We start from the raw sequence: 19015 nt of genomic DNA on the forward strand, positions 1-19015 counted from the left end.
AGTGGCATGCGCATTTTGGTCTTGTTTTGCGTCGCCGTCATCGGCGCGGCCTGCGGCATCGTTGGGACTGCGTCTGCCGGCGTGAAAACCGTCGTCAAGACGCGAACCTACGACATCACCGGCACTAGTGGTGCTGGTCTGGTCATAGCCATGAACCGCAAGGGACCCAAGCGCGGTTTCATGACCCACGCCATTGCGCAGACGAGCTACACCGCGGACTGGAACCTGGATCTCGGCCAGGCCAACGGCGTCTGCCGCCTGCGCCAGGCCAACGGAACGCTCAACATCACCTACACCTATCCGCGCGTGGCCTCGCCCGTTACGCCGGCGCTGCACAAACGCTGGAACCGGTTTTTCACCGGCGTCCTCGCTCATGAAGGAACCCATGGCCGTATCGCCGGGCAGATGATGCAGGCCGCGGAGCGGTCGGTTCGCGGCCTGAAATTTGCCAACGACCCGCAATGCAACAAGACGCGCGCCGAAGCCCGGCGGCGCTTGGAAGCCACGTCAAGGGTCTATGAAGCGAAACAGATCGCCTTCGACGCACGCGAGCACAGTGAAGGCGGCCATGTCGAGCGCATCATCGAGACCCTGGTGGGCTTGTGAAGCCTCAAGCCGTAACGTGTTAGTCTAGCCGCGTTTCCCTGGCTGGATCAGCGACACGGTGGCGGTGGCGTCCTCGTCGACCGGCTTGTTCTCGTCGCGCTTCAGCGAAAACTCCACCATCACCGGCAGATGGTCAGAGCCCGTGTCTTCCATCCGGGTTGACGACAGGATCGTCACCCCGCCCTTCGAGAACACCTGGTCGATCGGCAGGCCCGCATAGCGGCGCAGGAAGTCGGGCAGCGTCCGGTGAATCCAGCTCGGCCCGGCCGACGGCATCACGGTCAGTCCGCCGAGCGAGGCCACGCGCCGCACCGCAGCGCTCCACGGCACGGCGTTGCAGTCGCCGGCCATGATCGCCGTCTCGCCCAGTGAGGTGAGCGTCTTCGTCAACTCGCCGATCTGCCAGTATTGTTCCTTCGGCCACGGCCAGCTCAGATGGATCGCCGCGACATCGACGCCGATGCCACCGAAGTCGACCGTGGCGGTCGCCATCGCGCCGCGCGGTTCGCAATACGGTTCGGTACCGACGGCAAACGGCCGCCTGGACAGGAGCGCCACGCCGAAAACGCCGTTGGGGTAAGCGCAAAGGATGCGATAGGGATAGGCAGCATTGATATAGCCCAGTTCGGTTGCCCACATCGCCGACACTTCGTCGAGCGTGATCACGTCGGGGTTGGTCCGCCCGATCAGCGAAAGAACCTTCTTGGGTGTCGGATTGTTGAAGCGCAGGTTCATCTGCAACAGCCGATAGACCACCTCGTTGCCGGGCTCGGCGTCGCCGGCGGCCTGCACCGGCCACAGCCGCGGCAAGGTGCTCAACGTGCTGGCGAACGCAGCCACGGCCAAGAGCAGGCCCACACCCGCCTGCAGGCGAAACGGGGTGGCAAGCAGCGGCAGCGCGATCAGCGCCATCAGCACGGCCAGATGGATGCGGAAATGGGCGAAGGAATCGAAGGCGGGATGCAGTGCGCCGAAGAACCCGGCCACAAGCACGGCCGAAAGGCCCAGCATTGCCAGGAACGCCATCGAAGCCATCATGTTTCGCACGCGTGCCATCAGACCAGGTTTTGCATTGCCCAGAGTGTCGGGCCAAGGGGTGTCAGGCCTGTTATCGGCGGAAATGCGGCCCAATCAAGATGACGAAATGCCTCGCAGCCAACATCTACTGGAACGCCGTCTCCGAAAAGCTTCTCAGTTTGCGCGAATGCAGCCGTTCCATCGGCATTTCCGCCAGCTTTTCCATCGCCTTGATGCCGATGGTCAGATGCTGCGCCACTTGCCGCTTGTAGAACTCGGTCGCCATGCCGGGCAGCTTCAGTTCGCCATGCAGCGGCTTGTCCGAGACGCAAAGCAGCGTGCCGTAGGGAACGCGGAAGCGGAAGCCATTGGCGGCAATGGTGGCCGATTCCATGTCGAGCGCGATGGCACGCGACTGCGACAGCCGCTGCACCGGTCCGCGCTGGTCGCGCAATTCCCAGTTGCGGTTGTCGATGGTGGCGACAGTGCCGGTGCGCATGATGCGCTTGAGATCGTAGCCGGAAAGTCCGGTGACTTCGGCGACCGCCTCCTGCAGCGCCACCTGGATTTCGGCCAGCGGCGGGATTGGCACCCACACCGGCAGGTCGTCATCCAGCACATGGTCCTCCCTGACATACGCATGCGCCAGCACATAGTCGCCCAGCGCCTGGGTGTTGCGGAGGCCGGCGCAGTGACCGAGCATCAGCCAGGCATGTGGCCTGAGGACCGCGATATGGTCGGTGATAGTCTTGGCGTTGGACGGGCCGACGCCGATATTGACCATGGTGATGCCGCCATGGTTCGGCTTCTTCAAATGATAGGCCGGCATCTGCGGCAGGCGTGGCGCCGCCACGCCTTCGCTGGGCGCGCTCTGCCCGGCCTTGGTGACGACATTGCCGGGCTCGACGAATTCGGTATAGCCGTGGCCGCCTTCCGCCATCTGGGTCCGGGCGCGGGCGACGAACTCGTCGATGTAGAACTGGTAGTTGGTGAACAGCACGAAGTTCTGGAAATGCTGCGGGCTGGTCGCCGTGTAATGCGTCATGCGGTGCAGCGAATAGTCGATGCGTTGCGCCGTGAACGGCGCCAGCGGCCTCGGTTCGCCGAACGCCACTTCGAATGTGCCATTGGCGATCTGGTCGTCGGTGCCGTCGAGATCCGGAACGTCGAACAGGTCGCGGATCGGCCGCTTGATGCGCTCGGCGGCGGCGCCATCGACATGTGAGCCTTCCAGGAAGGCGAAATGCAGCGGGATCGGCGTGGTTGATTCCGAAACCGTAACCGGCACGCCGTGATTGCGCATGATGAGCCGAAGCTGCTCGACGAGATAGGTTTCGAACAGCGCCGGCTGGGTGATGGTGGTCGAGAAATGCCCCGGCGTCGGCATGTGGCCATATGCCTGGCGCGAGTCGATCTGGGTGAATGAATTGGTGGTGACGCCGATCTCCGGGTAGAAGGCGCGGTAGCGCTTGCTTTCGTCCCCGCCGGCGGCAAGTGCCGCAAAGGAGTCACGCAGGAATTTGGTGTTGCGGTCGTAGAGCCCCTGCAAGGCGGCCACGGCCTTTTTGGCGTCGTCGAAGCTCTTCTTGCCGAAAGGCTCCGGCATGACGACCGATTCGATAGCTTGTGGGTAGATTCGCTTTTCCATGGCTTAATATAGAGACTTGGAACGGCGGTTGGGAGGGGTATGCGGGCGCAAGCCGGCCACAGCCACAATTTTCTCTGGGCACGTCCAAGGTCGAACCGGCCAGGCAGGCTGCTCGATTCAGCCGAGATACCCTTCCGGTGCCCGACAAAGGGCTTACGGATTAGGCCCGCCATCCTGATTGTAGATGCCGATGTTGATGATGAGGGAATTGAATATGCCGTTCCCGGCGTTGACCCCCGCGAAGATTTCGTTGCCTTGGTCATCGAGCCAGCAGTATTTTGCCTCGGCGGAGAGTTCGCAACTCTTCTGCTGCTTGGTGAAGCCGGTGTCTGCCGCAAGTTTGGCGGAATAAATTGCCGCCGGCAGCACCGATGACTCGGACATGCTGATATAGAAAAGGCGGTCTTTATTCGAAATTTTCGTCACAAGTTGAGACTTGCCGTTCTGACAAAGCATGTAGCCGGGGTAGGCGGGATCATCAATAAGCTGGTCGGGACAGTGTCCCTTGAGCAAGCCATCCACCTGGGCCTTGTTCATGCCGATCCTCAAGCCACCGAGGCGTTCTTCTGCATAAGCAGATTCGGCGAACAAACAAAGGCACGCAATACAAGCCAACATTTTCGCGGATTGACCTTGGCTATCCATGGCCGTCCTCCCAACTTGCTCATACATTGGCGTGGGTGTTCGCTACTTGCAAGGCGATGTGGCCGATGCGGGGCCACAAGAAATTACCCGCGCTGCAGGCTGACGAGCAGCACAAAGCCAACGCCATGCTTCTTCGTCGCCGGCGCGTCGATCGTCGTGTCGGCGTCGGCCCGCATCATCGGCATGGCCAGGACCGGCGCCGACAGCACGATCAGGACGAGCGCCGCCCGCGGCAGAAGCCGAAGGGTCTTGAGGGCGTTGATGGCTGTGCGGTTCATGGCTTTGGCTTTTCTGTTTGGATCTACGTCTTTGTCGTCTCAGGGGCGAAAATGGTTCACGCAATTGAACTGGCATGCGTTGGAACTTGCTGCATCCCAGGAGCGCGCCGGACGGCCGGCTTCGGCCACGAGAATGGCGAAGAACATGCCGAACAGGCTCATCAACAGGCAGACGATGGTGAAGCGGCGAGCGAGCATTTGGGTGGTGTCTCCTTGAACACGCCATCAAAATGCCCTGATGCGACTGAACCGGCTCTGATGCCGGCGTTCATCTGCGGTTCAAAGTGATTGACGATGTTTTTGGGGAGAGCGTCGGCCCGATTACGAGGCCGCGAGGTGCCAATGCCGGTATGCCGTGGGCACCTGGAAAAGGAAACGGGGCCTGCAGGCCCCGCTATCGTCGCGTCAAAACAGCAAGCTCAGAGTCTATGCCAGGTCTGGCTCTTGCAGATCAGCCCGCCGAGCACGCAGCCGCTCATCTTCAGCGAGGTACCCGACAGTGTGGCCTTGCCGGAATAGGTCTTGTCGTTTGCCGGATCTGTGATGTTGCCGGCATATTTGTTGTCCCCGGTCGCCTTGAGCGAACCGATGGTCTTGCCGGCATATTTGCCGGTCTTCAGTGTGATGGAGAATGAACCGCTGCCGCCAATGAGTGCGGTGTCGCCGGCTTGCGTCTTCCAATTGCCTTCGATCGGATCAGCCCAGGCCGCGCCCGCCATCATCAATGTGGCCGCCAGGGCCAAGCTCACTTTGCGAAACATATCTGTCCTCCCTGTGGTTTTAGGTGGGGCGCCCGCCTCTCTGCCCCTTACGCAAACGTAAGCTAATCCAGCTCCCGGCAAAACGAAAGCGGGTGCCGTGAGGGAAGGTTTTGCAATTTCATGAGGTCGAGAAAACGCTCGGCGACCAGGAAATGAAACGATCGACGCGCCGGCTTTGGTTCCTGTGGTTAGCGGAGTGTTGACCGACGCCCGGCAAATTTTCGTCAAATCCGCTACGAAACAGCGCGATTGCTGGCTTTGTATCCTTAACGAATTTCCGCGTTTACCTCTTGTTTTAGCTTTGTTTTCTCCAAATTAAGCACGCCATTTAACGACGGATTCAAGGCTCGGCTTCATTCTCGGAAGCATCGAAAGAGCGGCTCCCCAGGGGACACCGGGGGACAGAAAAGGCCCGCTCTCGGGAGCCAGACAGGGGACTAAAATGGCACGTTTTGAAATGCTTGAAGCCGGCTTCGGCGCCATGGGGGCAACTGCCCAGGCCGACATTCTCTTCGAACTGGGCATGATGTATGCGACTGGCCGCGATTGCGAGACCGATGTCGTCGCCGCCCACAAATGGTTCAACATCGCCGCCATCAAGGGCTCGGTCCGCGCCGCCGAACTGCGCTCGGAACTGTCTGCTGCAATGTCCAAGGTCGATATCGCCAGGGCGCTGCGTGAAGCCCGCGAATGGATGACCATCCACTGAGATTGCAGGCAGACTATCGAAAACAGGGAAGCCCCGGGATCAAGACCGCAAAAGACGGCCGGAACCGGTGAAATAACAAGGCCGCGACAAGACGGTCGACGATGAAGAACAAGGACGCGGCAGACCGACACGGTCCAGCCGTGCACAATGGGGACGGCGAGCAGGTTTTCGTGGCGCGGGGGCGCATGGGGACTGCTCCAAGAGCAAAAAGCCACGACCGGCCGGAACAAGGCTGGCGTGGCTTTTTGCGTTGATGAGGCCCAATCGAGTGGCGCCGATGCGCCTAGACAGGCCCAGTGAAGGATGAAATTGTCCCGCCTTCTGAAAGAAGCGCGGCCAGAGCGGCTGCGCGAGTGTGGGAGGAGTTCTATCACCATGAAAAAAATGGGTATTTTGGGCGCGGCCGTATTTGGCCTGATGATGAGCGCGCCGGTTGCCTTTGCCGATGACATTACCATTTCGGTGGTCGGCCCGATGACCGGACAGCTCGCCACGATCGGCGATCAGTTCAAGCAGGGTGCAACGGCAGCCGCCGACGCGATCAACGCCGCCGGCGGTGTCAACGGTTCGATGATCAAGCTCGACATCGAGGACGACCAGTGCGATCCCAAGCAGGCGGTTTCCGTCGCCAATCGCATCGTCGCCAACAGCGTCAAGTTCGTCGATGGCCACGCCTGCTCGGGCTCCGCCATTCCGGCCTCCGCCGTCTACGCCGAAGCCGGCGCGCTGATGATGAGCCCGTCCGCCTCCAATCCCGAGCTGACCGATGCCGCCGCCAAGGCCGGTTGGCCGACAATCATGCGCCTCTACACGCGCGACGACGCGCAGGGCGCCTTCATGGGCCCGTGGATCGCCAAGAAATATGCCGGCAAGAATGTCGTCATCCTGCATGACAAGAGCGCCTACGGCCAGGGCGTGGCCGATGCCGTCAAGGCGACGATGAATGCCGGCGGTCTCAAGGAAATCGACTATGAAGGCATCAATGCCGGCGAGAAGGACTATTCGGCGCTCGTCACCAAGCTGAAGGACCTCAAGGCCGACGTCGTCTATTTCGGCGGTTACCATCCCGAGGCCGGCCTGATCCTGCGCCAGTCGGCCGAGCAGAACGTCAAGTTCCAGTTGATCATGCCGGACTCGATCGCCACGCCGGAATTCTGGCAGGTCGCCGGCCCGGCCGGTGAAGGCACCATGTTCGTCTTCCCGTCCGACCCGCAGGCCAAGCCCGAAGCCAAGGAGGCCATCGCCAAGATCAAGGCGGGCGGCTTCGTGCCGGAAGGCTTCACGCTGTTCTCCTACGCCGTCGTTCAGGCCTTTGCAGAGGGAATCAAACGCGCCGGAACCGACGATCCGGTCAAGGTTGCCGAAGCGCTGAAGAACGGCACGCCGTTCAGCACCGTGGTCGGCGAGGTCACCTTCGACGAGAAGGGCGATCTGAAGAACGCCAGCTACGACATCAACCAGTGGCATGACGGCAAATACGCGCCGATCGCGCAGTAATCGTCCGCGTGCTCATGAAATGGCCGGGCTTGTCCCGGCCATTTTTGCTTAAGGGCTATGCAGCCTCTTCAACGAAGCGCACCAGCACGGTTCCGTCGGTGACCTGCGCGCCCTCACTCGCAATCTCGGCAATGACGCCGTCATGGCTGGCCGCGATCGTGTGTTCCATCTTCATCGCTTCCAGGATCAGCAGCGGCTGGCCTTTGCTGACGGTCTCGCCTTTTGCCGCGCGCACCAACTTGACCAGGCCGGGCATCGGCGCACGCAGGCTGCCGGAAGCGGCGGCGGCCTCGTCGGTTCGGGCCAGCGGATCCGGGACGAGGAAACTGTAGCCGACCGCGCCTTCGAACACGGTGACGTGGCCTGGCCAGCGGGCAAGGCGAGGGGCAGCGCGAAGATCGTGCGAGTTGACGCTGTCATAGGGCGCATCAAGCGCCACCTCGAAGCGGCCGTCCGGCCGCACTGAAACACGTGCCAGAATATCGTCCTCGCCATGACGCAGCCGCGTGCGCCTCGCGACAGTGTGGAAATGCGCATAGCCTGCCAGGGACGACCATGGATCGTGCGATGGCGGCAACGCACCGGCGCCGGCCGCGGCAAGGGCGGCCGCGGCAACGATCTCGCTGCTCGGCGGGGCGATCGCGGTCAGCGCTTCCTTTTGCCTGCCGATCAGGCCTGTGTCGACGTCGCCGGCGGAAAAATCGGTGTCCGCTGCAAGTGCAGCGAGAAAGGCGGTGTTGACGGTCGAGCCGGCGATCTCGGTCTGCGACAAGGCCGTGCCGAGTGCGTCGAGCGCGGCTTGCCTGTCCTTGGCGTGGACCACCAGCTTGGCGATCATCGGATCGTAGAAGGGCGAGATCGCATCGCCGGCCCGCACGCCGGTCTCGATGCGTATCGTGGCGCCTTCTGGAGCGTTGTCGGGAAATGTGAGGTGATGCAGTGTGCCTGTCGCCGGCAAAAACCCTTTTGCCGCGTCCTCTGCATAGATGCGCGCCTCGAAGGCGTGACCGGAAAGTGCGATCTCGCTCTGCGTCTTCGGCAGCTTTTCGCCGCTAGCCACCCGCAGCTGCCACTCGACCAGGTCGGTGCCGGTGACCATTTCGGTGACGGGATGTTCGACCTGCAGGCGGGTGTTCATTTCCATGAACCAGAAGCGGTCGGGCTTCAGCCCTTGCGAGGCGTCGACGATGAACTCGATGGTGCCGGCGCCGGAATAGCTGATTGCCTTGGCGGCCTTGACCGCGGCGTCCGTCATCGCTTTGCGCAACGCCGGTGTCATGCCGGGCGCCGGCGCTTCCTCGATTACTTTCTGGTGGCGGCGCTGCGCAGAGCAGTCGCGCTCGTAGAGATGCACCGCGTTGCCAAAATTGTCGCCGAACACCTGGACCTCGATGTGGCGCGGCTTGTCGACATATTTTTCGACCAGCACGCGGTCGTCGCCAAACGCTGCCTTGGCCTCGCGCCGCGCACCCGACAGCGCCTCGGAAAAATCGTCGGGATGGTCGACGCGGCGCATGCCTTTGCCGCCGCCGCCGGCGCGCGCCTTGATCAGCACGGGATAACCGATCTCGCGCGCCTTTGATGCCAGCAGCACGATCTCCTGCGCCTCGCCATGATAGCCCGGCACCACCGGCACGCCGGCCTTTTCCATCAGCCGCTTGGCCGCGTCCTTCAAACCCATGGCGCGGATCGAGGCGGCCGACGGGCCGATGAAGGTGAGCCCTGCCGCCACCACCTGATCGACGAAGTCGGGGTTTTCCGAGAGGAAGCCGTAGCCGGGATGGATCGCTTCGGCGCCTGTCGCCAGTGCGGCCGCGACAATCTTGTCGCCGCGCAAATAGCTTTCGCCGACGGGCGAAGCGCCGACATGCACCGCCTCGTCGGCCATTTCGACATGCAGGGCCTTGGCATCGGCGTCGGAATAGACAGCGACGGTGCGCACACCGAGCCTGCGTGCGGTGCGGATCACCCGGCAGGCGATCTCGCCGCGATTGGCGATCAGGATCTTGGCGAACATGGAGCCTCCAGAGTTTGCCGTGGGCGGTTGCGCCACTTTGCGCGCCGCTTCGCGCAAGCCCCCACCACACCCTGCGTTGGCATCAAGGCATTGTCAAAAAGCTTTGGGAAATGGCTTCTGCCTACTTTGACGCCGCGATTTCGCAAGCGCCTCCTGTAGTGACTTTCCATTTGCGGCGGCCGGCCTGGCAGGATTTCAAAGCCGCGTCTTCGGCAGCTTTTTGCGACGGCGCGTTCACGCGCGAACCGCAGATCATATACAACAACGTTACCCGCATATACGGCGTGGTCGCATAGGCCGAATGGCCGCCGGCCGCCACATAGGCATTGTAGGCCTTGGTGCACGGGTCTTTCGGGTTTTTCGGCAATTCTGGCCAGAAACGGACGTCGCCCTTGTTCCCCGCCAGCGACTCTGCTGCGCCAACGCCAGGCGTCACAAATATTAGGAGTCCTGCAAGTATCGAGATGACCGACTTGCGACAATATTTCAGATACATGTTTACCCACCCCAAAACGCTCAATGCAGGATGAGCAATAGCGAATATTTTGCACGCCCGCCAGTTTGCTGATGGAAATTCGCATTTGCCGGCGGGAAGAAACCTGTTGGACGATCAAGTTCAGCGTTCCCCAACGCCAGCAACGGCCTGCCGGTATAGTTCGGCGGTCTGGTCGTCGAAGCAGCAGAAAACAACCATCTCGGGAAGGGCGTTCTGCTGCAGGAAGTCGCTCGCTATGCCGACGGCAATGTCTGCCGCCTCATTCTTCGGATAACGGTAGATGCCGGTCGAGATCGCCGGAAAGGTTACCGTCCGACAGTCACGGGCGCGAGCGATTTCGAGCGAGCGGCGGTAGCAGGAGGCGAGCAGTCCGGCTTCGCCCTTGCCGCCACCTTGCCAGACCGGCCCGACCGTGTGGATGATATAGCGTGCGGGTAGGTGATAGCCCTTGGTGAGCTTTGCGTCGCCGACCTTGCAGCCATTCAGCATCCGGCATTCGAATTCGAGCTCCGGGCCGGCCGCGCGGTGAATGGCGCCGTCGACGCCGCCACCACCCAGCAGCGAGGAATTGGCGGCATTGACGATGGCGTCGACATCCAGCTTCGTGATGTCGCCGGTGTGAATGCGGATCCGTTCGCTGAGCGTGCTCATCCTACATCCTGAACACGCCGAACTTCGTCTCTTCGATGTCGGCATTGAGCGCGGCCGACAGGCTGAGCGCCAGCACCTCGCGCGTCTTTGCCGGATCGATGATGCCGTCGTCCCAAAGCCGCGCCGAGGAGTAGAGCGGATGGCCCTCGTGCTCGTATTTCATCAGGATCGGTTTCTTGAATTTTGCTTCGTCGTCCGCGCTCCATTCACCGCCTTTGCGTTCGATGCCCTCGCGCTTGACCATGGCCAGCACCATTGCCGCCTGTTCGCCGCCCATCACCGAAATGCGGGCGTTCGGCCACATCCACAGGAAGCGTGGCGAGTAGGCGCGACCGCACATGCCGTAATTGCCGGCGCCGAACGAGCCACCGATGATCATCGTCACCTTCGGCACGCGCGCGGTGGCGACCGCCATCACCAGCTTGGCGCCGTCCTTGGCGATGCCGCCGGCCTCATATTTTCGCCCGACCATGAAGCCGGTGATGTTCTGCAGGAAGATCAGTGGAATCTTGCGCTGGCAACACAGTTCGATGAAATGCGCGCCTTTCAGCGCGCTCTCTGAAAACAGCACGCCATTGTTGGCGATGATGCCGACCGGCATGCCCTGGAGGTGCGCAAAGCCGGTGACCAGCGTGGTGCCGTAATTCTGCTTGAACTCGTCGAACTCGGAACCGTCGACGACGCGCGCGATCACCTCGCGCACATCATAGGGCTGGCGCAAATCCGTCGGCACGACGCCGTAGAGTTCATGTGGATCGTGAAGCGGCGGCGCGGGCTGTCGTAAGGCCAGACTTACGGTCTTGCGCCGGTTTAGGTTTTTGACGATACGCCTGCAGATGGCCAGCGCATGTTCGTCGTCCAGCGCATAGTGGTCGGCGACGCCTGACAGCCTGGTGTGCACGTCGGCGCCGCCGAGCTCCTCGGCGCTGACGTCTTCGCCGGTGGCGGCCTTCACCAGCGGCGGGCCGCCGAGAAAAATGGTCGCCTGGTTGCGCACCATGATCGTCTCGTCCGACATTGCCGGCACATAGGCGCCGCCTGCCGTGCATGAGCCCATGACGCAGGCGATCTGGGGGATGCCGGCCGCCGACATGTTGGCCTGGTTGTAGAAGATGCGGCCGAAATGCTCGCGGTCGGGAAACACCTCGTCCTGATTGGGCAGGTTGGCGCCGCCGCTGTCGACGAGATAGACGCAAGGCAGGTTGTTCTGCAGCGCGATCTCCTGCGCCCGCAAATGTTTCTTCACCGTCAGCGGATAATAGGTGCCGCCCTTCACGGTGGCGTCGTTGACCACGACCATCACCTCGGTGCCTTCGACACGGCCGACGCCGGCGATCATGCCGGCCGAGGAGATGTCCTCGCCATACATCGACCATGCCGCGAACTGTCCGATCTCGAGGAAGGGCGAGCCGGTGTCGAGCAATTGCGCCAGCCGCTCGCGTGGCAACAGCTTGCCGCGCGAAACATGACGTTCGCGCGCTTCATCCAAGCCGCCGCGCTCGACGCTTGCCGCCTTGTCCGCAATGTCGGCAACCAGCACCCGCATGCGCTCGGCATTGGCGCGGAAGGTTTCGGTGGAGGGCGAGATCTGGGTCTGCAGTACGGCCATACTAAACCCCCTCCGCCATGATCTCGCGCCCGATCAGCCAGCGGCGGATTTCGCTGGTGCCGGCGCCGATCTCATAGAGCTTGGCGTCGCGCAACAGCCGGCCGGTCGGGTACTCGTTGGTATAGCCGTTGCCGCCAAGCAGCTGGATGGCATCGAGCGCCATCAGCGTCGCCTTCTCCGCCGCAAACAGCACGCAGCCGGCGGCGTCCTTGCGCGTCGTCTGGCCGCGATCGCAGGCAGCCGCCACCGCATAGACATAGGCGCGGGCGGCGTTCATCGTCGAATACATGTCGGCCAGCTTGCCTTGCACCAGTTGGAACTCGCCGATCGGCTGGCCGAACTGCTTGCGTTCATGCACATAGGGGATCGCCACGTCGAGGCACGCCGCCATCAGCCCGATCGGGCCGCCGGCAAGCACCGTGCGCTCATAGTCGAGACCGGACATCAGCACTTCGACGCCGCGCCCTTCCTCGTGCAGCACGTTGTCGAACGGCACCTCGACATTCTTGAACACCAGTTCACCGGTGTTGGAGCCGCGCATGCCGAGCTTGTCGAGCTTTTGCGCCACGGAAAAGCCGGCCATCGCGTTCTCGACGATGAAGGCGGTGATGCCGCGTGAATGGCGCTCGGGGTCGGTCTTGGCGTAGACCACCAGCGTCTCGGCATCCGGCCCGTTGGTGATCCACATTTTGGAGCCGTTGAGCACATAGCGGTCGTTACGCTTTTCGGCGCGCAATTTGAGCGAGACGACGTCGGAGCCGGCGCCCGATTCCGACATGGCCAGCGCACCAACCCTTTCGCCCGAGCACAATGCCGGCAGATATTTCTCCTTCTGCGCCGGTGTCGCCCAGCGGTTGATCTGGTTGACGCAGAGGTTCGAATGGGCGCCGTAGGAAAGGCCGACCGAGGCCGAGGCACGGGAAATCTCTTCCACCGCGATCACATGGGCGAGGTAGCCCATGCCGCTGCCGCCGAAATCGGGATCGGCGGTGATGCCGAGCAGGCCGAGCGCGCCAAGTTCTTTCCACAGATGCGCGGGGAACTGGTTGCTGCGGTCGATCTCGGCGGCGATCGGCGCTATTTTCTCCTGGGCAAAGCGGCGTACCAGATCGCGCAGCGCCTCGATGTCTTCGTCATGCCCGAAGCTGAGCGTGTTCGTATACATGCCGTTCCTCCCCGGTTGTTGTCGCGCCAACCAGACGCATTGTCATTGAAAGATATGTCGCTGTGACTTCAGCCATCGACAGCCGCTCGCCCGGCCGGAACCAGACGATCACGCCGGTCATCATCTGGATCAATGCCATGGCGGTGAGCCCGGTGTCCTCGATGCTGAACGCGCCTGCCTCCGCACCGTCGCGCAGGATGGCCCGCAGTTCCTTCTCATAGGCGGTGCGCATGCGCAGGATCTGTGTCAGCCGGTCATGCGAAAGGCTGCGCAATTCCATATTCGAGACATGCGTGGAGTGGCGGCGCTCTATGTGAAAGGCGATGTGGTTCTCGACATAGGCGGCAAGCCGCTTCACGGGATCGGCGGCATCGGGGCGTGAGGCGTCCCAAGCTCTAATCAGCCCTACCATGTGCTCGCGCATCAGCGTGAACAACAGGTCTTCCTTGGTCGGAAAATAGCGGTAGAGAGCGGCTGCCTGGACGCCGACTTCGGCGGCGAGCTGGCGCATCGACATCGCCTCGTAGCCGAAGCGCGCGATCAGGCTGACCGCCGCCTCGCGGACGGCAGCTTCGGTCTTCTCACCGTCGGATCCGGTGGTGCGCGCCATGATGGCCTCTCTACGTCGACCGATAATAAAACGAACGTTCAATTAATTCAAGTGGGCAATCGGAATCGTGTCGTCTATACGATGATCCGAAAGTCGGTCGGCGCGTCGCGGAGTTCGAACTCCTCGGTCTCGACCTTTGAAACTGAAGCTCCCGTTGGCCCTTGCCGCAGCCGTTCGATCATCGTCGAAACGGCAGCATCGGCACCGGCAATCCAGGCCGTCACCGTGCCGTCTCGTTCGTTGCGCACCCAGCCTGTCAGGCCAAGCTCCATCGCTTCGCGTCGCGCCCACACCCGGTAGCCGACGCCTTGCACCTTGCCGTGGACACGCGCTTGCACTGCCTTTTGCCGGTCATCCATCGTTGTCTCCCATGCACAGAGTCTGGTGCAGGATCGGACGAAAGCAACAGGCTTCAGTGGTTGGACTGCAGCTGGATCGGACAGAAGCCAAGATCCTGCCATTGAGATGAATGACGTCGTCGAGCAAATAGTTGACTAAATCAACTAATACGATAAAGATCGGACACTGCGGAAACGTTCGGAGAGGTGCCTGAAATGCCAGCCGATCGAAATGCGTTGATTGCCGAGATCCGCGGCTTCAACAGGTTCTACACTTGCCTGGTCGGGTTGCTCGACGAGACGCTGACGCAGAGCGCGTACACTTTGGTCGAAGCCAGGCTGCTGTTCGAACTCGGCCGCCGGCCAGCCGACGTTTCCATTGGCCCCGGCGGCGAATCGGGATTTTTGGCGAGGGCGTTCCATCTCGATCTTGCGCCTGTTGCATCGGGCCTTGCCGGCGAACTCCAACTCCCGCCCGCCCATCTCATGCGGATCCTGAGGAAATTCATGGCCGCTGGCCTCACCGAACTCCGTGCCGATCCGGATAATCGGCGTCGGCGGATTCTATCGCTGACCGCCCGGGGCAACGCGGCGCTGGCCACACTTCAGGCGGCGGCGAATCGCGATCTCACCTGTCTGACCGCAGGCCTCACCGATGATGAAGCGGCCGAGCTTTCGGAGGCGCTGAAGCGGGTCAAGCGGCTGCTCGGTGGTGGCGACAAGGAATCGCGGGCTCTGCCGGCTGCCAGGTGATGCCGGTCTGCTGGCTGATTCACTCGCAGCGTCGTGCTGTCGCCACATGGGCGGTGATTGCAGCGGCCAGTCTAGTTCCCGCGCGCCGCGGCGAGCGCGCCGGGCAGTTCCTCGGCAAAGATGTCGAGCTCATGGTCGAGGCCGACGCTGACCCTTATGCAGCGGTCGAGCCCTGGCGCCATCGGCTTGCGGATGAAGACGTCGCGCGACAAAAGGTTTTGCAGCACCTTGAGCGCGAAGGCGCCATCCCGGCCACAGTCTATGGTGACGAAATTGGTCGCGGATGGCAGCGGCTTCAGCCCGTTCGCCTCGGCAATCCCGGCTATGCGCGTGCGGCCGGCAGCGACCCGCGCCACCACGCTACGCAGCCAGTCCTGGTCGGCAAGCGCCTCGACGCCGGCGATCTGCGCAATGCGGCTGACGCCGTAATGGTTGCGGATCTTCTCGAAATCGCGGATCACCTCAGCTTCCGCCACCGCGTAACCGCAGCGTATGCCGGCCAGCCCATAGGCCTTGGAGAAGGTGCGCATGCGGATGACGTTCGGCCGCGCAACATCGATCGGCGGCAGCGCCGAGGCCGGCCCCAATTCGCCATAGGCCTCGTCGAGCACAAGCATGGTGGTTTCCGGCAAGGCTTCGATGAAGCTGATAATCTCGCTTGCTTCCCACCAACTGCCCATCGGATTGTCGGGATTGGAGAGATAGACAAGCGGCGCTTTTTCCCTGGCAACCCCTGCCAGCAGGCCGTCCAGGCTTTCCTTGTCGTTCTCGTAAGGCACCGTGACCAGCCGGCCACCGACGCCGGCAATGTGGAAGTTGAAGGTCGGATAGGCGCCGAGCGAGGTGACCACCGCATCGCCGGGCGCCGCATACATGCGCACCACCAGGCTGAGCAGACCGTCTATGCCTTCGCCGACCACGACGTTCTCGGTGCCGACGCCGAGATGGCGGGCCGCGGCTTGCTTCAGATCGTAATTGTCGGGGTCGCAATACATCCACTGGTCACGCGCAACGCTCTCCATGCGGGCAATGACGCGCGGCGAAGGCCCGAAACTGCTCTCATTGGCGCCGATACGGGCGCGAAACGGACGCCCGCGGTCACGCTCCTGTGCCTCCGGGCCGACAAACGGCACCGTCGAGGGAAGCGCGCCGACTAGCGGCGTGAGGGCAGGGCGCAGGCGCATGGCAACGGCTCACTCGAAAAGGGTCTTCTTGCTAGCCTGAGTGGTGGAGCGGTGCAAGTTCTGGGCAGGCGAGAACTGTCTCGCTGGATTCCTGCGGCTCTTTTTGCTAGCGAGACACGATGAGCACCCGACTGCCGCCTGCTTGGTCAAAGCATTTGAAGGGCCTGTCCGGTCCGAAAGCCTCACCGGTTGTGAAAGCCAAGCCCCTGCCGCGATCGCAGGCTGACGACCTGTTGCTGAAACAGGCGCTGGAGTTTCAGCAGGCGAAGCGGTTGCCCGAGGCGGAGGAATTGTGCCACCGCGTTCTGGCACGCACGCCCAACAATGCCCTTGCCCTATACATACTCGGCACGCTTGGGATTGGTTTCGATAATGAACTGTCCATCAAGTACTTCGAACGCGCGGTCAGCCAAGATCCACAAAATCCCTATTTCCACTTCAGCCTGGGCGACACGTATCTAAAGGTTGAAGAATATGCGCGTGCAATCATGCACTTGCGGCGTGCATCCGAACTGAAGCCGGATTTGGTAGAAGCGTTTTGCTCGCTCGGCCTCGCTCACCTGGAGTTTGGACAGGCTGATAGCGCTCTCTCTGCCTACGAGAGAGGGCTTGAAATCAATCGCGATCATCCACTCGTGCGAACGAGCCTTGCCAGCGCCTTGATCAGCGTTGGTCGTATGGATGAAGCCGCCGCCCATCTCAAGGAATCGATCGAGCGTCGGCTTGATCTGGCGACTGCATACAGCGCCTACATTTTCAGCCGCAAATTCACGGAAGAGCCGCCTGAATTCGCATCGATGGTGCGCGAACTCTCCAATCCGAATCTCGACCCTGCGTCCTCGCAACAACTACATCGTGCCGCAGGCAAAGTCCTGAACGACCTTCGACGCTATGAAGATGCTATGGATCACTTCCACAAGGCGAAAGAGAACACCGGTTACTATGACCTCGCGTCCTATCGCGGTAAGATCGATTCCCTGATACGCACATTCAGCCCTGCGAATGCGGCTCCTCGAGTGGGCTACGGCGATCCCTCCGAGATACCTGTGTTCGTGCTGGGGATGCCCCGCTCAGGGACAACACTGACCGAACAGATTTGTTCGAGTCACCCGGACGTGCACGGCGTCGGGGAAATTGGGAAGCTGCGGCGGATCGCCCTTTCATTGGGATTCACCCCAAAATCGGCGGAGGCCTTTAACCGCTCGGTCAGGTCGATGACGGCCCCACATTCGAGGGCGCTAGCTGAGGATTATCTGTCCTACGTGCGTCAAATGGCTCCGAACGCGCTGCGCATCATAGACAAAAGAACTCACAATTTTGAGCTTATCGGCCTTATCGCTACAATTTTTCCAAACGCCCGTATTATTCATTGCAGACGCGATGCAATCGATACCTGCCTGTCTTGCTTTACTTCAAACATCAATCAGGGTCACACATACATAACTGACCTCACGACGGTTGGGTTGTATTACCGTGAGTATGATCGCCTAATGCGTCACTGGAGGACAGTTTTCCCAGGGCGAATTTTTGAAAATCGTTACGAAGACATGATTTCGGATCAGGAAGGGCAGTCGCGCCGGCTGATCGATTACCTTGGCTTGGAGTGGAACGACACCTGTCTTCGGTTTTTCGACAAGGACAGCTCCGTCAGAACTGCCAGCAGCTGGCAGGTTCGCTAGCCGGTCTACAAATCGTCCGTCAAGCGCTGGAGAGACTACGGAAGTAAGATCCAACCACTGATCGCTGCCTTGGGCGACCTCGCAGAGGTTTGATCAAAATAGCGGTGCATGCGATGCGGGTCGGACCTGCAATCAAGGTAGGCGGCAGAATCGCTGCGCCTTGCTCCCGTCGGAATGACATCCGTAGCGTACGCCTGATAGTCGGTCGGTTTGATCGTGGCCAGCTCCACACCGGCGACAACAATCATGGATGTGGCGGGTTCCTCGATTTGCACAGCCTCCACAAATGCAAAAAACCCGGCGGTTGCCCGCCGGGTTCGATTTTGAGCCAGGCTCTGCCTGTTAGAACGAGCGCTGGAAGCGCAGGAGACCGCCGACGCTGCTCTTCTTGTCGGCATTGGTGAAGTTGGAGAAGTCGGCATCGTCGAACTTGCCTGCATTGAGGTAGTCGACTTCGGCCGTGACCGTGAAACCGGGAACCACATCGTAGGCGATGTTCGCGGCGACGCCGAGGTTCTTCCAGTCGTCATATGACACCTGGAGGTTGAACGAGGTCTTCTCGTTGATAGTGTAGGTGCCGCCACCCCAGAATGCCCAGTTGCCGCCCCACTGCTTGTAGAAGCCGCGCCCACCGGCGTCGATCGCGTAGTTCGAATCCGTCAGGTTGTCGTCGGTGCCGTAGCCGCCCATGATGAAGAGCGACAGGTTCTGCATCGGGGTGATGTCCAGGCGAACCTTGCCGGCGACTTCTTCGTAGTTGCTGTCGTAAGCGACGACGCCGGTGATGGCGCCCCAGCCCTGCGTGTACTTCACGCCGCCGACGACATGCGGAACGTAGCTGTCGATGGTGCCGACGGTGCCCGAGCCTTCTTCGAGAGAGACCACGGCCGAGAAGCCGTTGCCGGCGTCGAAGTAGTACTGGACGACATTGGTGTCGAAATCGCCGTAGGGAACGAGCGTATCCTGGATGACGTTGCCGGCGTAGCCGATGAACGTATCGAAGGCCGATTCGTCCTTACCGACGCGCAGACCACCGAGCTGGATCCAGGCGAAGTTCAGCGAGACGTTCTTGTTGCCGGCCGGGTTGGAGTTGAATTCATCTGCTTCCGTTGCCGGATCGTCTGCCGAGGGGTAGCCGTTGCGGTTGCCGAAGTTGAAGCGGGTCTCGGTGTAGGTCTTCAAGGTGCCGAGTTCGGTTTCCTGGCCGGTCCAGGTCTTCAGCGTGAAGCGGGCATTCTTGTAGAAGGTATCCTGCTCGTCGCCATCCTTATGGTCGAAGGATCTGGCACCGTCGAACGAACCCACGTCGCCGCCGCCGATGTCGTAACGGACATAGCCGCCGATGCGCAGGC

Annotated in this window: 20 protein-coding genes; 5 read left to right on the top strand and 15 right to left on the bottom strand. The window is 61.5% G+C overall.

Features of this window, described 5'->3' with window-relative positions; translation table 11 throughout:
• Positions 1-6: 6 nt before the first annotated feature.
• Complete coding sequence (locus ACWTU9_RS14700; RefSeq protein ID WP_455858891.1) at positions 7-606, top strand: DUF922 domain-containing protein; 600 nt, start codon at positions 7-9, stop codon at positions 604-606.
• A 24-nt stretch (positions 607-630) separates the two neighbouring features.
• Here ACWTU9_RS14700 and ACWTU9_RS14705 read toward each other — a convergent pair whose 3' ends face one another.
• The 6 genes from ACWTU9_RS14705 to ACWTU9_RS14730 form a co-directional block, all read right to left on the bottom strand.
• The gene (locus ACWTU9_RS14705; RefSeq protein ID WP_455858892.1) at positions 631-1662 is read right to left on the bottom strand and encodes an endonuclease/exonuclease/phosphatase family protein; all 1032 of its coding nucleotides are present in this window, start codon (positions 1660-1662) and stop codon (positions 631-633) included.
• 106 nt (positions 1663-1768) lie between these two features.
• On the bottom strand, positions 1769-3229 hold the full coding sequence (locus ACWTU9_RS14710; RefSeq protein WP_455858893.1) for an AMP nucleosidase: 1461 nt from the start codon (positions 3227-3229) through the stop codon (positions 1769-1771).
• Between the two features lie 195 nt (positions 3230-3424).
• Positions 3425-3916: a hypothetical protein gene (locus ACWTU9_RS14715; protein WP_455858894.1), complete on the bottom strand. Its 492-nt coding sequence runs from the start codon at positions 3914-3916 to the stop codon at positions 3425-3427.
• An 83-nt stretch (positions 3917-3999) separates the two neighbouring features.
• Positions 4000-4194, bottom strand: a complete 195-nt coding sequence (locus tag ACWTU9_RS14720; RefSeq protein ID WP_142866595.1) for a hypothetical protein — start codon at positions 4192-4194, stop codon at positions 4000-4002.
• Positions 4195-4233: 39 nt separating this feature from the next.
• A complete protein-coding gene (locus ACWTU9_RS14725) occupies positions 4234-4392 on the bottom strand; it encodes a hypothetical protein (RefSeq protein ID WP_454573944.1) in 159 nt (52 codons plus the stop codon).
• A gap of 221 nt (positions 4393-4613) precedes the next feature.
• The gene (locus ACWTU9_RS14730) at positions 4614-4955 is read right to left on the bottom strand and encodes a DUF2147 domain-containing protein (protein ID WP_455858895.1); all 342 of its coding nucleotides are present in this window, start codon (positions 4953-4955) and stop codon (positions 4614-4616) included.
• A 442-nt stretch (positions 4956-5397) separates the two neighbouring features.
• On the opposite strand from ACWTU9_RS14730, the gene ACWTU9_RS14735 reads away from it, so the two are divergent.
• Both ACWTU9_RS14735 and ACWTU9_RS14740 read left to right on the top strand, forming a co-directional pair.
• Positions 5398-5664, top strand: coding sequence for a sel1 repeat family protein (locus ACWTU9_RS14735; protein ID WP_455858896.1), 267 nt, complete (start codon positions 5398-5400; stop codon positions 5662-5664).
• Positions 5665-6039: 375 nt separating this feature from the next.
• Positions 6040-7161 carry a branched-chain amino acid ABC transporter substrate-binding protein gene (locus tag ACWTU9_RS14740; protein ID WP_455858897.1) on the top strand — a complete coding sequence of 374 codons (1122 nt, stop codon included), beginning with the start codon at positions 6040-6042 and terminating at the stop codon, positions 7159-7161.
• Positions 7162-7216: 55 nt separating this feature from the next.
• Here ACWTU9_RS14740 and ACWTU9_RS14745 read toward each other — a convergent pair whose 3' ends face one another.
• The 7 genes from ACWTU9_RS14745 to ACWTU9_RS14775 form a co-directional block, all read right to left on the bottom strand.
• Entirely contained in the window at positions 7217-9178 is a 1962-nt protein-coding gene (locus ACWTU9_RS14745; RefSeq protein ID WP_455858898.1) for an acetyl/propionyl/methylcrotonyl-CoA carboxylase subunit alpha, read from the bottom strand.
• Between the two features lie 121 nt (positions 9179-9299).
• Complete coding sequence (locus tag ACWTU9_RS14750; protein ID WP_455858899.1) at positions 9300-9674, bottom strand: hypothetical protein; 375 nt, start codon at positions 9672-9674, stop codon at positions 9300-9302.
• 120 nt (positions 9675-9794) lie between these two features.
• Positions 9795-10325 carry an O-acetyl-ADP-ribose deacetylase gene (locus tag ACWTU9_RS14755; protein WP_455858900.1) on the bottom strand — a complete coding sequence of 177 codons (531 nt, stop codon included), beginning with the start codon at positions 10323-10325 and terminating at the stop codon, positions 9795-9797.
• A 1-nt stretch (position 10326) separates the two neighbouring features.
• Positions 10327-11934 carry a carboxyl transferase domain-containing protein gene (locus ACWTU9_RS14760; protein ID WP_455858901.1) on the bottom strand — a complete coding sequence of 536 codons (1608 nt, stop codon included), beginning with the start codon at positions 11932-11934 and terminating at the stop codon, positions 10327-10329.
• Between the two features lies 1 nt (position 11935).
• Complete coding sequence (locus ACWTU9_RS14765; RefSeq protein ID WP_455858902.1) at positions 11936-13099, bottom strand: isovaleryl-CoA dehydrogenase; 1164 nt, start codon at positions 13097-13099, stop codon at positions 11936-11938.
• Positions 13068-13709 carry a TetR/AcrR family transcriptional regulator gene (locus ACWTU9_RS14770; RefSeq protein ID WP_455858903.1) on the bottom strand — a complete coding sequence of 214 codons (642 nt, stop codon included), beginning with the start codon at positions 13707-13709 and terminating at the stop codon, positions 13068-13070. The genes ACWTU9_RS14765 and ACWTU9_RS14770 overlap by 32 nt, the downstream gene beginning before the upstream one ends.
• A 74-nt stretch (positions 13710-13783) precedes the next feature.
• Positions 13784-14068 carry an acylphosphatase gene (locus tag ACWTU9_RS14775; protein ID WP_455858904.1) on the bottom strand — a complete coding sequence of 95 codons (285 nt, stop codon included), beginning with the start codon at positions 14066-14068 and terminating at the stop codon, positions 13784-13786.
• Positions 14069-14263: 195 nt separating this feature from the next.
• Here ACWTU9_RS14775 and ACWTU9_RS14780 point away from each other — a divergent pair, with 195 nt between their 5' ends.
• A complete protein-coding gene (locus ACWTU9_RS14780; RefSeq protein ID WP_455858905.1) occupies positions 14264-14800 on the top strand; it encodes a MarR family winged helix-turn-helix transcriptional regulator in 537 nt (178 codons plus the stop codon).
• Positions 14801-14871: 71 nt separating this feature from the next.
• Here the strand turns inward: ACWTU9_RS14780 and ACWTU9_RS14785 are convergent, their stop codons facing one another.
• A complete protein-coding gene (locus ACWTU9_RS14785; protein ID WP_455858906.1) occupies positions 14872-15984 on the bottom strand; it encodes a pyridoxal phosphate-dependent aminotransferase in 1113 nt (370 codons plus the stop codon).
• Positions 15985-16103: 119 nt separating this feature from the next.
• Between ACWTU9_RS14785 and ACWTU9_RS14790 the strand changes: the two genes are divergently transcribed.
• Entirely contained in the window at positions 16104-17663 is a 1560-nt protein-coding gene (locus ACWTU9_RS14790; RefSeq protein ID WP_455858907.1) for a tetratricopeptide repeat-containing sulfotransferase family protein, read from the top strand.
• A gap of 342 nt (positions 17664-18005) precedes the next feature.
• Here the strand turns inward: ACWTU9_RS14790 and ACWTU9_RS14795 are convergent.
• Positions 18006-19015: porin (locus ACWTU9_RS14795; RefSeq protein ID WP_455858908.1), on the bottom strand; the 1010-nt coding region annotated here is incomplete at its 5' end.

Source organism: Mesorhizobium sp. 128a, assembly GCF_053848025.1.